The sequence below is a fragment of the Methanoculleus formosensis genome (genome assembly GCF_025384765.1).
In the GTDB taxonomy this organism is placed as follows: Archaea; Halobacteriota; Methanomicrobia; order Methanomicrobiales; family Methanoculleaceae; genus Methanoculleus; species Methanoculleus formosensis.
Map to the genome: position 1 here is coordinate 183,729 of NZ_VHLL01000001.1, position 14,446 is coordinate 198,174.

Annotated in this window: 16 protein-coding genes; 6 read left to right on the top strand and 10 right to left on the bottom strand. The window is 62.5% G+C overall.

Annotated features, from left to right (window positions below; genetic code table 11):
* Positions 1-6 precede the first annotated feature (6 nt).
* Positions 7-597: a site-2 protease family protein gene (locus tag FKB36_RS01045; protein ID WP_261596170.1), complete on the top strand. Its 591-nt coding sequence runs from the start codon at positions 7-9 to the stop codon at positions 595-597.
* Positions 598-609: 12 nt separating this feature from the next.
* Here FKB36_RS01045 and FKB36_RS01050 read toward each other — a convergent pair whose 3' ends face one another.
* The 9 genes from FKB36_RS01050 to FKB36_RS01090 form a co-directional block, all read right to left on the bottom strand.
* Positions 610-4,035 (bottom strand): sensor histidine kinase, encoded by a 3,426-nt coding sequence (locus FKB36_RS01050; RefSeq protein WP_261596171.1) that lies wholly within the window; start codon positions 4,033-4,035, stop codon positions 610-612.
* A gap of 183 nt (positions 4,036-4,218) precedes the next feature.
* Complete coding sequence (locus FKB36_RS01055) at positions 4,219-4,839, bottom strand: flavodoxin family protein (protein WP_261596172.1); 621 nt, start codon at positions 4,837-4,839, stop codon at positions 4,219-4,221.
* Positions 4,836-5,447 carry a flavodoxin family protein gene (locus FKB36_RS01060; protein ID WP_261596173.1) on the bottom strand — a complete coding sequence of 204 codons (612 nt, stop codon included), beginning with the start codon at positions 5,445-5,447 and terminating at the stop codon, positions 4,836-4,838. The genes FKB36_RS01055 and FKB36_RS01060 overlap by 4 nt, the downstream gene beginning before the upstream one ends.
* A 53-nt stretch (positions 5,448-5,500) precedes the next feature.
* Complete coding sequence (locus FKB36_RS01065) at positions 5,501-6,991, bottom strand: BCCT family transporter (RefSeq protein WP_261596174.1); 1,491 nt, start codon at positions 6,989-6,991, stop codon at positions 5,501-5,503.
* Positions 6,981-7,811, bottom strand: coding sequence for a universal stress protein (locus tag FKB36_RS01070; RefSeq protein WP_261596175.1), 831 nt, complete (start codon positions 7,809-7,811; stop codon positions 6,981-6,983). Before FKB36_RS01070 ends, FKB36_RS01065 begins: the two co-directional genes overlap by 11 nt.
* A gap of 179 nt (positions 7,812-7,990) precedes the next feature.
* The gene (locus FKB36_RS01075) at positions 7,991-8,635 is read right to left on the bottom strand and encodes a peroxiredoxin (RefSeq protein WP_261596176.1); all 645 of its coding nucleotides are present in this window, start codon (positions 8,633-8,635) and stop codon (positions 7,991-7,993) included.
* Between the two features lie 4 nt (positions 8,636-8,639).
* Positions 8,640-8,996, bottom strand: coding sequence for a carboxymuconolactone decarboxylase family protein (locus FKB36_RS01080; protein ID WP_261596177.1), 357 nt, complete (start codon positions 8,994-8,996; stop codon positions 8,640-8,642).
* A 5-nt stretch (positions 8,997-9,001) separates the two neighbouring features.
* Entirely contained in the window at positions 9,002-9,127 is a 126-nt protein-coding gene (locus tag FKB36_RS01085; protein WP_261596178.1) for a desulfoferrodoxin FeS4 iron-binding domain-containing protein, read from the bottom strand.
* A 26-nt stretch (positions 9,128-9,153) separates the two neighbouring features.
* On the bottom strand, positions 9,154-9,381 hold the full coding sequence (locus FKB36_RS01090; RefSeq protein ID WP_261596179.1) for a zinc ribbon-containing protein: 228 nt from the start codon (positions 9,379-9,381) through the stop codon (positions 9,154-9,156).
* A gap of 139 nt (positions 9,382-9,520) precedes the next feature.
* Between FKB36_RS01090 and FKB36_RS01095 the strand changes: the two genes are divergently transcribed.
* Complete coding sequence (locus FKB36_RS01095) at positions 9,521-10,111, top strand: flavodoxin family protein (protein WP_261596180.1); 591 nt, start codon at positions 9,521-9,523, stop codon at positions 10,109-10,111.
* On the opposite strand, the gene FKB36_RS01100 is transcribed toward FKB36_RS01095, so the two are convergent.
* Positions 10,103-11,026, bottom strand: a complete 924-nt coding sequence (locus FKB36_RS01100) for a cation diffusion facilitator family transporter (protein ID WP_261596181.1) — start codon at positions 11,024-11,026, stop codon at positions 10,103-10,105. The genes FKB36_RS01095 and FKB36_RS01100 overlap by 9 nt on opposite strands.
* Before the next feature lie 86 nt (positions 11,027-11,112).
* Between FKB36_RS01100 and FKB36_RS01105 the strand changes: the two genes are divergently transcribed.
* From FKB36_RS01105 to FKB36_RS01120, 4 genes are all read left to right on the top strand, one after another.
* The gene (locus FKB36_RS01105) at positions 11,113-11,613 is read left to right on the top strand and encodes a rubrerythrin family protein (protein ID WP_261596182.1); all 501 of its coding nucleotides are present in this window, start codon (positions 11,113-11,115) and stop codon (positions 11,611-11,613) included.
* Between the two features lie 91 nt (positions 11,614-11,704).
* Positions 11,705-12,889 carry an FAD-dependent oxidoreductase gene (locus tag FKB36_RS01110; protein ID WP_261596183.1) on the top strand — a complete coding sequence of 395 codons (1,185 nt, stop codon included), beginning with the start codon at positions 11,705-11,707 and terminating at the stop codon, positions 12,887-12,889.
* A gap of 399 nt (positions 12,890-13,288) precedes the next feature.
* Entirely contained in the window at positions 13,289-13,570 is a 282-nt protein-coding gene (gene hgcC, locus FKB36_RS01115) for an HgcAB-associated protein HgcC (RefSeq protein ID WP_261596184.1), read from the top strand.
* Entirely contained in the window at positions 13,567-14,418 is an 852-nt protein-coding gene (locus FKB36_RS01120; RefSeq protein ID WP_261596185.1) for an arsenite methyltransferase, read from the top strand. Before hgcC ends, FKB36_RS01120 begins: the two co-directional genes overlap by 4 nt.
* The last annotated feature ends 28 nt before the right edge of the window (positions 14,419-14,446 follow it).

Sequence of the window (14,446 nt, forward strand, 5' to 3'; positions counted from 1 at the left end):
TACCGAATGCTGGAACGAATACCGCTACGCGAACGTCGGGACCTCCTGATCGCGTGGCTCGCCATATCGATCGCCTTCACCCTGATCTACATCCGGGGCGGCGTGGACCCGATCGGGCTCGTCTTCTACTTCGTGATGTCGCTCGTCACGGTGGGCGTCGCCTTCGTCCTGCACGAGCTGGCGCATAAGTTCGCCGCGATGCGCTACGGTTACTGGGCGGAGTTCCAGAAGGACAACCAGATGCTCCTCGTCGCTGTTGTGATGGCAGCGCTCGTCCAAGTTGTCTTCGCAGTGCCGGGAGCAACCTACATCAACGGAAACCCTACCCGGACGGAGAACGGACGGATATCGGCGGCAGGCCCGATCACGAACCTCCTCCTCTGCATACCTTTCGCGGCTCTCGTGCTTCTATCCGGCGGCGGGTTCCTCAGTGAAGTGGGCTCAATCGGGCTCCGGATCAACGCGATGATCGCGACCTTCAACATGCTTCCGATCAGCGTTCTCGACGGCCGCAAGGTTCTCTCCTGGAACCCGGTCATCTTCGCGGTCCTTATGATCGCCTCGCTCGGGCTCCTCGTCTGGTCGCTCCTCCTCTGAGCAACCACTTTTTCAGGCCTTCTTCAGCGTGAACCGGAACACCGCGCCGCACTCCGGCCGGCCCGGCGCCCGGTCGCCGACCCATACCCGGCCGCCGTAACGCGTAATCAGCATCCGGGTGATATAGAGCCCGAGACCCTGGCCGCTTTTGCAGTTCCGGCTCTGCCCGAATCGCATGAATATGGCGTCTTTCATCGCATCGGGAATCCCCGGCCCGGTGTCCTCGACAACAACCATGACCTCGCCGTCGTTCTCCTCCACCCGGATGGTGACCTCGACCTCCGCTCCCCCGAACTTGATGGCGTTCCCGATCAGGTTCGTGAAGACCTCGGGAAGGAGCGCGTCGGCCATGACCGCGAGATTCGTGCCGCCGTAACGGATCCGGCTCCCGGGGAAGATCGCGATCTCGTCCCGGATAACCCCGTCGAGGTCTACCGGAACGAGCACCGCCGATTCCTTGTGGATCCGGCGGATTGTCGAGACGTTCCGCAGAATCTCGACGCTTTTGCGGATACTGCTCTGAAGTTTCTGTGCGTGGTCTCTTCCTTTCCCTTCGAGCATATCGACGAGGAGATCGGCGTAGAGGCCCGAGACGTTCTCGGCGTTCCTGATGTCATGGCCGAGGATGTCGAGGTAGAGGTTTGCCTCCCGTTCGGCCATCTCAAGCTGCCGGATCAGCAGGGTGCGCTCGACGGAGGTGCCGATCTCCCTTCCGATGGCCGTAAGGATGGAGCGGTCGGCGGCGGTGAACCGCTTGCCCTCCCCGGAGACCACATTCAGCGCCCCAATGACCTTCCCGTGCGCCGTGATCGGGATGCTCGCATACTGGTGCGGTGTCCCCTCCCCCGGGTAGCGGAGATCCGGGTGATCGTCGAAGAAGAGGGGGTTTCCTGCCACCAGCACCTCCACGTAGGGCTGCACGGTGATGTCGGGGATGCACGGCTGCGGAGAAAAGCCATCAGGAAGACTCTGCACGCAGACGAGCCGCGCTCTCTCCCTCCCCGGTTCGATCAGGTAGATGCCGCCGCCGGAGAGATCGAGGAGGGAGAGGATCGCCGCGAGCACCCGTTCCAGGACCTCATCGACATCCGTTGCGGACGCCGATACCCCGATGATCCTGTTCAGGATCGAGAGTTCCCGGTTATGGGCCTGGATCTCCGCCTCGGCCTGTTTCTGGCTGGTGATGTCGGTGAGCGAAGCCGTGATGCAGAGGGGAACTCCGTCGCCGTCCCTGACCAGGCTTCCGGAGAACATGGCATAAAACGTCGTTTCATCCCGCCTTCTGCCGATCCGTTCTCCGGTGTGCCTGCCGGTGCGGACGACGTTCTCAAACGCACTTCGGCTCTCTTCCTCGTTCTGCCAGAGTTCCGTGACCCGCTTCCCGATCACCTCGGTCGGGGAGTCGTAGCCCCACATGGAGAGAAACGCCCGGTTGACGTAGATCAGGCGGCCGTCGAGGTCGGCGACGGCGAACGCGCTCAATGATGACGCTATCGCCATATCCCTGATCCGGAGTTCCTGCTCGGCCTGCTTGCGTTCGGTGATCTCGATCCCCGACCCCATCGTGCAGATCCGCCTGCCCGCTTCATCGGTGACGACAGAGAGGAAGAGCTGCATGGGGAAGGTCGAGCCGTCTTTTCGTCGCGATTTCACCTCGCCCGACCAGGCGCCGTCCCGGATGAGTTTCTCTCCGATCTGGTTCATCTCTCCCGGGTCGGCCCAGAGCACCGAGACGTGCTGCCCGATGATCTCCTCCTCCTCCCACCCGTGTATGGCGAGGGAGGCGCGGTTGGCGTAGATGATCCTTCCGTCGTAGTCGGAGAGAGAGATGCCTTCGAGCGCCGACGCTATTGCCATATCCTTGATCCGGAGTTCGAGTTCGGCCTGCCGCTGCCCGGTAACGTCGCGGAGGGAGTGGAGCGTCCCGGTAACCCGTCCGGAATCGTCGGTTAAGGTGCTGAGCGTCTCGTCGACGGATATTACCTCTCCATCTCTCTTCCGGTGACCGACGACACCGCGCCAGGTTCCGGATGAGCGGAGGGCATTCTTCGCCGCCTCTTCGTCGCCCGGGCGGAGCCACCCGATGGTGAAGAGTTCTGAGGTGGATCTCCCGAGAGCCTCGCCGGAAGGAACGCCGTAGAGCCGCTCCGCTGCCCGGTTCATGTAGGTGATCCTCTCATCCGTGTCGGCCGCGATCACGGCATCCTCCACCTGCGAGAGCACCTGGGCCTGGAACCGGAGTTGCTCTTCCGCCCGTTTCCGGCCGGTGACGTCGCGGCTGATCCCGAGCAGCCGCCGGACGGCACCGTCGCGTTCTGCCATCGGGAAGAGATGCGTCTCAAGCCAGATGCCTCCGCCGTCCCCCGGGAGATGGGTCTCTTCGGTGAGGGTCTCCCCGGGAGACGCCGCTATCGTCCGGATCATCGAGAGCCATCTCTTCGTGACATCGGGCGGGAAGACCTCCCTGTGGTTCTTACTCCGCAGTCCCTCCGGGTCCACGCCGAGCAGGCGGCCGCCGGCACTGTTCACGTAGAGGGCGTTCCCCTCGGTATCGATGAGGAATATGACGTCCGGCGCCAGTTCCGTAAGCGTCCGGTAGCGCTCTTCGCTCTCCCGGAGCGCCCGGGCCATCTGCATCTCCTTGCTGATATCGACGGCGGTGGCCATGATGCAGATCGGGTTTCCTGAGTCGTCCCTGAGGAGAGCCGCGGTGATATGAGCGGTAAATTCCGTCCCGTCAGCCTTTCTGCCGACCAGTTTCCCGTTGCACCTGCCGCGCTCCGCAAACTTCGCAAGCACCCTCTCGACCCTGGCCGGGTCCACCCAGAACTCCGTGATATGCCGCCCGATTACCTCTCCCGGGTCGGTCAGCCCGCCCAGCGCGAGCAGCGCCGGGTTGACGTGCGTGATGTAGCCGTCGAGGTCGGCGATGGCGATGGCGGCAAACGACGACTCCACCGCCATCCTCCCGATCAGGAGTTCTCGCTCCGCCTTCTTCCATTCCGTGATCTCGGTACGCGCCTCCGTGATCTGGAGCGCCTGCTCCCCGCGGTTCTGCCCGGTAACGTCGCTGAGCACGATCACCGAACGGGCTGTCCCGGGGATCAGGCCGATGGCGATCTCGACGATGTGGACGTTGCCGGAACGATCGAGAAACGAGATGGAGTAGTTCTCCGGCGTTGCAAGTGGATCCTCTCGCCGGAGAGCGTTGTATTCCTGCAGCCGCCGGCGTTCGTCTTCGGATGGTATAAGATCGAAGAACCGCTCTGTCCCGGCTATCTCGGTGGATGTGTACCCCGAGAGCCGCGCGAACCCCGCATTCGCCCAGATTACGCGGCCGTCCTCATCGAGAACCAGGACCGCGTCCTGTATACCCTCCAGTATCCGGTAGTCCGGCTGCGCGCCGTAGAGACACTCCGACGGCTCGGCGGGGGTCATACGTGTATCCTCCTGCTACCCTGAGGTATAGGTTGATACAGGATGGAATTATACGGGAGTATTAATCTGTTACGGTTGCAGAGCGGCGGGAAAGAATTGTTGCTCTGTGCGCCCGGCGGCGGTGGGCGTCATCGCATGCGTACGGTGCCGTGGAAATGATATTCACCCTGGCATACCGGGGTATCAGGGTCTTGCGTCCTCCGCACACTCCCGTCCACCGAGAAGGTCGACCACGTCCCCCCCCTTCTTCCGTGCCTCCGCGAGTGCTGTCGGATGCCCCGCGATCCCCCCGTAGCGGTCGAGGTCGTTTGCGATGACGTTGTCCCAGTACTCGAACCCGGTGGTGTTGAAGAAGGCGGTGACGGCGGGAAACGCCGCATCAAAGACATTCTCCCACCCGAGTCCCGCGGTCGAGACGAATATCCCCTTGTGGCGGCGGGCGTGGTCGGGTGCGTAGTAGAGGTTCTTCAGGATGAACTTGCGCGCCCAGAGGTACTGCGCGCGGTCGATCAGCCCCTTCGTCTCCGCCGTGATCCCCATCGAGTAGATGGGCGACGCGAGGACCAGGGCGTCGGCATCGCCGATCTTCTCAAAAACCACTGTGAGGTCGTCTTTTATGATGCAGACACCTGTCTTGTGACAGGCGTTGCACCCCCGGCACGAGGTGTAGTCGAGCGACCGGAGGACGACCTTCTCGACCTCTCCCCCCGCCTCCCGGGCACCCTCGAGGACGGCATCGAGCAGCGTCTCGGTGTTCCCGTGCCGCCGGGGGCTCCCGGAGATCCCGAGGACTTTTACCGTCATGCCACCCCGACCTCCCGCAGGTGCACGACAACCTCCCGGGCGAGAGCCTCTGCGTCGGCCTTCGCGGTCGGGTGGCGCTCGATCGCGCCCTTCTCGTCGACGCCGTTCACCATCAGGTAGCGGAGGTCCTTGTTTCGGACGTCGGCAACGTGAAAGAAGCACTTCACCGAGGGGATCGCCGCGTCGAAGACGTAGTCCCAGTTCTGCCCGGCGGTCGAGAGGAAGATCCCGACCCGCTTCCCCTTCCGCTCGGGCGGGACGACCGGGAGATGGAGGACGTACTTCCGGGAGCGGAAGACCTGTGCCCGGTCGACCAGCGCCTTTGCCTGTGCCGGGAGCCCCATGCAGTAGATCGGAGCCGCGAGGATGATGCAGTCGGCCGCAACGATCCGGTCGTAGACGTAGTCCATGTAGTCCCGCTGGACGCAGCGGTCGAGTTTCTCGCAGAGGTTGCACCCCTTACACGGCCGGATATCGGCCTCGGTGACGGCGATCTTCTCGGTCGCAGCCCCCTCCTCCGCCATCGCCGCGAGCACCCAGTCGAGCAGGGTCTCGGAGTTGCCGTGGCGGCGGGGGGAGGTCGCGAACGCGAGGACGTCGATGGTCATATAGGAAGTATTGTCCGGCTGAAGTGTAAAAACGTGCCGGGACTCCCCCTCCGCTACACATTCTCCTGTGACAACCCGATCGCGAGCGTGTAGCAGAGTGCGATCATCACGAGCATGAACGGGAATGCCGAGAGGATCGCCATCGCCTGGAGAGACGAGAGCCCGCCGGTGATGAGGAGAACGATCGCGACTGTGGAGAGGGAGAGCCCCCAGACGACCTTCTTGTAGACCGGGACGGCCAGACCCCCGCCTGATGTGAGCGAGCCGAGGACGACCGTCGCGGAATCCGCGGATGTGACAAAGAAGACGAGCAGGATGAAGATCGCGGCGATCGAGAGGAGCCCTGCGAACGGATAGTATTCAAGGAACGCGAAGAGGGCAAGCGAGACGTCCTCTCCTGCGACGGCGGCGAGGTTCGCACCCCGGTCGAGTTCGAGGTGCAGCGCCGACCCCCCGAAGATCGCGAACCAGACGAGCGTAAAGAGGGTCGGGATGGTGAGAACGGTCAAAACAAACTCCCGGATGGTCCGCCCCCGGGAGATGCGGGCGATGAAGAGCCCCACGAACGGCGACCACGAGATCCACCACGCCCAGTAAAAGACCGTCCAGTCCCTGCTCCACTCGAACCCCGCAAACGGGTAAGACTGGAGGCTCAGGTCGATGATGTTGTTGACGTAGCCACCGAGGGCGGAGGTGAAGACATTAAGGATGTAGGGCGCCGGGCCGAGGGTCAGGATGGCGAGGAGGAGCGCTACCGCAAGGACGATGTTGAACTTCGAGAGGACCTGGACACCTTTCTCCACCCCGAGGATCGCGGATGCCATGAAGAGTGCCGTTGCGATGACGACGATCCCGATGGTGACGGAGATGGCGGACGAGATCCCGTAGAGATGGGTGAGCCCGCTGTGGATCTGGAGGGCGCCGAACCCGAGCGACGTCGCGGTCCCGAAGACCGTCGCAAAGACCGCGAGCACGTCAACCATCTTCCCGGCGGGCCCATAGATCCCCTCGCCGAGGATCGGGTAGAAGCAGGAGCTGATGAGGCCGGGCATTCCGCGCCGGAACGAGAAGTAGGCGACGGCGAGGCCGACGATCGAGTAGATCGCCCACGGATGGATCCCCCAGTGGAAGAACGCGTAGCGCATGGCGAACGCGGCGGCGTCGGGCGATGCGGCTTCTATGAATGGGGGCGGCTGGAGAAAGTGGACGAGTGGTTCAGAGACACCCCAGAAGAGGAGTCCGATCCCCATCCCGGTGGCAAAGAGCATCGCGACCCAGCCAAAGAACCCGTACTGCGGCTTATCGGTGTCGCGGCCGAGTTTTATCGTCCCGTAGCGCGAGAATGCGAGGGCCAGCACGAAGACGAGGAAGAAGAAGGCCGATATGAGGTAGAGCCAGCTGAAGTTGTCGAGGATCGCGGCGTGAACCGCGGATGAGGCCGAATCAAGGAGGTTGGGCCGCGCGATCCCGAACCCTATGAAGAGGAGGATGATCCCGGCGGAGAGGAGGAAGACCGCCTCCCTCCTGAGGTACTCACGAAGCATTGCGCCCCCCCGGTTGCGGCACGAGGAATATCGAAGCCCTCGATCCGATCACGATCCGCTCCGCTATGGCCCCCATCGGGGCGGAGAGAAACGCCGGGCTCTTCCTCCCGAGGGCGACAATGTCAGCCTCGATCTGGTTGGAGACGTGGAGCACCTCTGAGGCAGGATTTCCTATCCGTGCCTCAATGGTGACACGCTCATAGTACGGGCGGAGTTCTTCTGCCACCGCCTGCAGTTCTCCATCAACGGCCTCGCGCCTCGCCCGTTCTGTGATCGGATCGGCCATCCTTCCTCTGATGTGGAGGACGTGGCACCAGGCTCCCTGGAACTCCATCACGTAGGGAAGCAGGCGGGCGGACGCCTCATCGAGGTCGGTCGCGTAGAGGATCCTGAGGTCGCTCGAGTCCGGTTCCGTCCCATCGTCTGAGAGACGGGGTCGGGCTTTGTGGACGAATACGGGAACGTCGGCAAGCCGGAGGAGATCCTGCGAGATGCTCCCGAGGAGCATCGTCTCGATATGCCACCGCCGCTTTGCTTTCAGGTAGATGCCGTCGACACCCTCGAGGAGCGCCGTCTCCGCGATCGTCGAGGCGATGTGGCCTTCTCCCGTCTTAATCTCCACAACAAGCCCCGTTTCCTCGAGCTCTTCTGATAGAAGCGTGAGCCACGAGAGGTCGGCTCCGCTGAAGAACGAACCTGGTTCGTTCACGTGGTAGAGGCAGACCGATCTCGCCCCGAGACTTTTGAGGAGCCTTCCGGCCTTCTTCACCTCTTCAGGCCTCTCTCCGTAGGCGACCGGAATCAGTGTCTTCTCAAACATCCACAGGACTCCTCGCAGGGAAAACGCCGGGCGTCTGCCCGGAAAACCCCGAATATAGGTAGTTTTGGGGTTCCGGCATCATTAATGTACCGAAGTCGACCCCTGGTCTGTCCGGCGGTCTCTGGCCTTCTCGGTTCCACTGCACCGGTTAGGCGACGGTTCGAGAAAAAAGAGAGATTTCAGAGGTTCTTGAAGCAGAGGTACCAGTCTTTGCACTCGTAGCCTTCCTTCATCCGCTTCTCGATCCCCTCGGGGGTCGACGGCGCCGGGACGATCACCTTCTCGCCGGGCTGCCAGTTTGCCGGCGTCGCGACGCCGTGCTTGTCGGCGGTCTGGAGGGCCTTTATGAGCCTGATGATCTCGGGCATCGAACGGCCGCTCGACATCGGGTAGTAGAGCATGGCGCGCATGATCCCCTTGTCGTCGATGAAGAAGACCGTCCTGATGGTGGATGTGCTGCTCTGGGCGGGGTGGAGCATCCCGTAGGTTTTGGCGACCTTCATGTCGAGGTCGGCGATGATCGGGAACGGGATCTCGACGCCCATCTTCTCCTTGATGTTCCGAACCCAGGCAAGGTGTGAGTGGACGCTGTCGATCGAGAGGCCGATGAGCTGGACGTTCAGTTCCTTGAGCTCATTGGCGATCGCGGCGAACGCCATGAACTCCGTCGTGCAGACCGGCGTGAAATCGGCCGGATGGGAGAAGAGGATGACCCACTTCCCCTTGAGGTCCGAGAGTTTCAGGCGCCCGTGGGTGGTCAGCGCGTCAAACTCCGGTGCTTTCTCGCCGATGACCGGCATCTGGATAACTTCTTCAGGTTCCATGGTATCACTTCTTCGGGCGGTTGCCCATGTACTCTTCGAGGGCGGTCTTGCCGTGGACGTAGGCCGGCATCCCCGAGAGCAGGAACGCGACCCTGAGCCCTTCCTCGATCTCCTCCTTCGATACGCCAAGGTTCTTGGCACCGGCCATCTGCGCCCGGACGGCGTGCCCGTCCCGGAGCGCGGCCGCGATCGCGATCGCGATGACCTTCTTCGTCTGTCTCGAGAGGGCGCCGTCGGCCCAGATCACCTGATCGAGCCCCATGACACTGCCATAGAGGTCAGGGTCGGTATGTTTCAGCTCCTTGAAGATCTCGGGCACTTTCCCGATCTTTCCCTCCAGACTCTTCTGGTTCTCGTCCACGCTCATCACTCCTGAAGCACCATCGGTTCGCCGCAGCAGACCAGTTCGCCGCCGCCGGCCTCCAGCACCTGGACCACATTTCCGCAGATCTCGCAGTGGTAGATCTCGCCTTTTGCTGATACATTCACCATTCCGTCTCACCTTCCTATGATCCCGATCACTTCCTCTTCGGGGGGTTCATGACGTCTTCCGGGGTCTTGATATCCGGCCGGATGTGAGTCATCGGGAAGCAGTTATACATCTCGCAGGCGCAGGTCGGGCACTTGACGAGGTCTGCGTCGGTGCTGTCGATGCGGAGTTCCTGGCCGCAGTCGATACAGATGTAGCGACCCGGGCCCGGTTTCTCTCCTGCCTTTGCCGTTTTACTGGTTCCTGGTTCGACCACAGTAAATCACCAGATCGATACTATCATTCCAAGGTATTTAGCAGTTGCCACCCGGGCAAGGGGCCGGTCCGGCCGGTTATCCGGGCCCGTGCCGGAGGGGCCCGAACCCTATTAATAGGGTCGTGGACAACCCTGCATCATGCCGAAGACTGTTATCGCGCTGCTCGGGAGCCCGATCCTCGAAGGGAACACCGCCCGCCTCCTCGACGAGGCCATCCGGGGCGTGGAGGAGGAGGGTGTCCGGGTTGAGAAGATCGAGGTCGCGCAGATGGACGTCCTGCCCTGCATGGAGTTCTTCCAGTGCAAAGAGAGCGATACCTGCCTGATCGAGGACGAGATGACGGAGGTCTTCCGGAAGTTCCGGAAGATGGACGGCCTGATCGTGGCGACCCCGGTGATGACGATGGGCGTCCCGGGAAGGCTCAAGTCGTTCATCGACCGGTTCCAGGTATTTTACATGGCAAAATATCACCGGGGAAAGTCGTTCATTTCGCCGGAGCGGCGAAAAGAGCGCAGGATGCTCTTTATATCGATCGCAGGGATGAGTATCCCGAACGTCTTTGACGGGGTCAGGACGACCATGCAGGCGTTCGGGGAGATCATCGACTGCCCCCTCTGGGCCGAGGTGCTCCAGAACGACATGGACACCGTCCAGGATATCACGACGCGGCCGGAGGTGATGGAAGCGGCGTATCAGAAGGGCCGCGAACTCGGGCGGCTCCTACGGTGATTCGTCGGGCTCGATATGGACGACGACCTCCACGAGCCCCGGCACCGCCTCTTTGAGCCGCCGCTCCACCTCGTCGGAGATCGCATGGGCCCCGGCGACGGGGAGGGCCGGGTCGACGGCGATGTGGATGTCGGCGAGAATCTCATCCGGTTTTCCCCGGCACCGAAAGTCATGGTATCCTGTCACCCCCGGGACGTCCATCACCACCACATCGATGAGCGCCGGGTCGCAGGGGAGGTCCATCATGTCGGTGAGAACCTGTGCGGCGTCGTAAAGGATCGAGAGTCCCATCCTCGCGATGAGGAGGCCGATGGCGAAGGCGATGAGCGGGTCGGCCGCCGGGAACCCGAGCCTGACGGCAAGAAACCCGCCGAGGACGGCGATCGAGACGAAGACGTCGCTTCTCGTGTGCTGGGAGTCGGCGATGAGGATCTGGCTCTGGTACTCCTCTCCCTTCCGCCGTTCATAGGTGGATACGGCGATGTTGATGACGAGCGTCGCGAGCATGACCCCGACGGTGACGGAGGTGATATCGGGGGCGACGGGTTCGATGAGCCGCTCATATCCTTCATAAAGGATCCCGGCGGCGGTCAGGAGGAGCATCGCCCCGATGACCAGGGTCCCGAGCGTCTCTATCTTGCCGTGACCATAGGGGTGTTCGGGGTCGGGAGGTCTCCCTGCGAAGTGGAGGGCGACTAACCCGACGACGTTCGAGAAGGAATCGAACCCCGAGTGGACGGCGTCGGCCACCATGCTCACCGACCCGGCGAGGAGGCCGAAGACCGCTTTGGCGAGTGCGACAGCGAGGTTCAGGGCGAGGACGATGAGAAATATCCGCCGCACCTTCCGGCCGGTCGCACCCGTATCCTTCCGGTCTTCTCGTTCTCCAGGCGTTCCGCCCAGCCCGACCTGCATCAACCCGGGGTGGGTGCTCCGGCGAGATAGGGTTTCCGGAGGAAGAGCTGAAAGGTTTAATACGCGCGTCCCACAATGATCTTTTTATGCCGACAGATGAGAACGCTCAGAATGCGTACGCCGGGGAATCCCAGGCGAACAGAAAGTACTCGGTCTTTGCAGAGAAAGCAGCCGCCGAGGGATATCCCGCGGTGGCGAAACTCTTCCGTGCGGCAAGCGAAGCGGAAGCCGTCCACGCGAAACGCCTTCTCTTCATCCTGAACGCCGTCGGGAGCACCGAAGAGAACCTGAAAGGTGCGATGGAGGGGGAGAATTATGAGTTCATGGAGATGTACCCTCCGTACGTCGCCGAGGCGAAGACCGAGCGGAAGAACGAGGCCGCAATCGTCTTCACCCACGCCATGAAGGCCGAAGAGGTGCACGCGAACCTCTACCTCCAGGCGCTCGAGTCCGTCCGGGAAGGAAAAGACCTCGACGTAGAGAAGATCTTCCTCTGCCCGGTCTGCGGCAACGTCGAACTCGGGGCAGCGCCGGAGAAGTGCCCGATCTGCGGGGTTCCGGCACGGATGTTCCGCGAAGTCCAATAATACCCCTTCTTTTCGATCCGGTCTCGCCGTGGCCGGGGTCGCTGCACCGCACCCCCGTAAGTTAAATACTCTTCCCGAGATATCTCCTCTCATGGCAGGCGTTAAGGTCTACACGACGGAGAACTGCCCTTACTGCCGGATGGTTCAGGCGTTCCTCCGAAAACACGACGTCGAGTTCGAGCTCGTCGACGTCGGGAAGGACCGCGAGGCGGCCCGGGAGATGATCGAGATCTCGGGGCAGCGGGGGGTTCCGGTCACGATCTCCGGCGATGAGGTGGTCGTCGGGTTTGATGCAAAGCGGCTCCGCGAGCTCTTCGGGAAACCGCCTGAGGAGCTGGTCCACGACGCGGTCATCGTGGGCGCCGGTCCGGCAGGGTTGACGGCAGCGGTCTATTGTGCCCGCAAACTCATGAGAACCGTCGTCGTAGCGGAGAACGTCGGCGGCCAGGCGGCCTGGAGCTGGACGATCGAGAACTATATGGGTTTTTCAACGATATCGGGCGAGGAACTGATCAAGAAGTTCGAGGAGCAGGTCCGGGGGTTCCAGGTTCGTCTCGAACTCGAGAGTGTCGAGGAGGTCCGCAAAGAGGGTGAGGTATTCCTCACCCGGACGCCCTCGGGAACTGTCTACCGTTCCCGGACGCTCATCCTCGCCCCGGGAAAGGAGCCCAAGAAACTGGGGCTTTTGGGTGAGGATCAGCTGATGGGGAAGGGGGTCTCGATCTGCGCCATCTGCGACGCTCCGCTCTATCGCGGTAAACCGGTAGCCGTCGTCGGCGGTGGAAACGCAGCGTTCCAGACCGCGCTCGAGATGAAGAAGTTCACGGACTCGGTGACCCTGATCGTCCGGAGATCCCTCCGTTGCGACGAGGTCTACATCGAGCGTGCAAAAGAAGCGGGGATACGGATCCTCCCCCACCACGAGGTGACGGCGCTGCACGGGGACGCGGGCCTGACCGGGATCACGATCCGCGACCGCGAGACCGGGGAGGAGACGGGCCTCGACGTTGACGGTCTCTTCCTCGCGATCGGGCTTGCGCCGAACACCGGGTTCCTCAAAGGCCTGGTGGCGCTGAACGAGCAGAACGAGATCCTCATCGACGAGAACGGCCATACGAGCGTTCCCGGGGTCTTCGCGGCCGGGGACGCGACCTGCGTCAAGGCCAAACAGATCATCGTCGCGGCCGGTGATGGGGCGAAGGCGGCGCTCGAGGCGCACGAGTACTTTGAGGAACTCACGGGCAGGCCGACCGAGGAGCAGACCGTCTGTAGGTGAGGACCTGCACCCGGGTGCCTTCGGCCGACGCGGTCGGCGAACTCTTCGCCGGTGTAGCGGAGCGGTTCGTAGACCGGATGCGCCGGGAGACCGTGCCTCCCCTGAGCGTGCAGAATTTTCTGAATTTTCAGAACTTTCGAAAATTGGGCCCTGTTGAAATGCTTTCCATAACCTCTGGATAACGCTCAGTCGCCGATAGGGATGGACGATGCGGGTCTCACGCGAAGCCGCGAAGTCGCGAAGGGAGACAGGTAATATCCATCCAAATTTCGCGTTCTTCGCGTCTTCGCGTGAGTCGGGAGATATGAAGTATCTGGAGATTATTCACCCTCCGGGAGAGGGTTTCAACAAGGCCGAAAATTGATATGCTGCCGCCGACAACCCTATCCGGTGAGCCGTATGGTACCCACGCAGAGCGCTGAGCGGGGCCCCTCCTGCACGATCGAGGCGGTCGTGAGCGTCGACGCACGGGGGCAGGTGGTGCTCCCGAAGGATATCCGCGAGCGTGCGGGGATCACTCCCGGCGACCGGCTTGCGGTCGTCTTCTGGGGAAAGGAGGACGATGTCTGCTGCATCACGCTGATCAAGGCGAGCTGTCTCAACGGTATGGTGACGGCACTCCTCTCTCCCATGGCGGCGGAGATCGCAGACAGGGAACTCGATCAGGAGTCATCGCGATGAAGGAAGATATTCGCAAACAGGTGCGAAGCACCTACGGGGAGATTGCCCGGCAGGGAGGGTGCGGGTGCGGTATCGGGTGCTGTAATACCGGGAGGACTGTCGAGTCGGTCAGCCTCGACCTCGGCTACTCGGAGGAAGACCTCGAACAGGTGCCGGAGGGGGCAAACCTGGGGCTCGGGTGCGGCAACCCGGTGGCGCTCGCCTCTCTCCGGGAAGGCGAGGTCGTCCTCGACCTGGGGTCGGGGGCGGGGTTCGATTCTTTCCTTGCGGCGGAGCGGGTCGGCCCGACGGGCCGCGTCATCGGGGTCGACATGACGCCCGATATGCTTGATAAAGCGCGGGAGAACGCGAAGAAGAGCGGCCGCACGAACGTGGAGTTCCGCCTCGGCGAGATCGAGCACCTGCCGGTGGCGGACAGTTCGGTCGATGTGATCATCTCGAACTGCGTCATCAACCTCTCGCCCGACAAACCGCAGGTGTTCAGGGAGGCGCTTCGGGTCCTCCGCCCCGGCGGGAGGCTCATGGTCTCCGATATCGTGCTCGCGGCACCGCTCCCGGCACCCCTTCGCGAATCGGCGCTCCTCTACAACAGCTGCGTTGCAGGAGCGCTGCCGAAGGAAGAGTATCTCGGCCATATCGCCGATGCAGGCTTTACGGAGGTCACGGTCCAGGGGGAGGCGGTCTTCCCGCTCGAGCATATCGTGAGCGAGCCGGATCTTGCGAGGACCCTCGAAGGTGCCGCCCTCAGTGAGTCCGAGAGAGCGTCTCTTCGCGAGAGCATCCTGAGTATAAAGGTCGCCGCCCGCAAGCCGGGGGGCTGTACCTGCGGCTGCGGTGAGACGTGTTAGACACATTCTCTTTTTGCGGTCAGGTGAG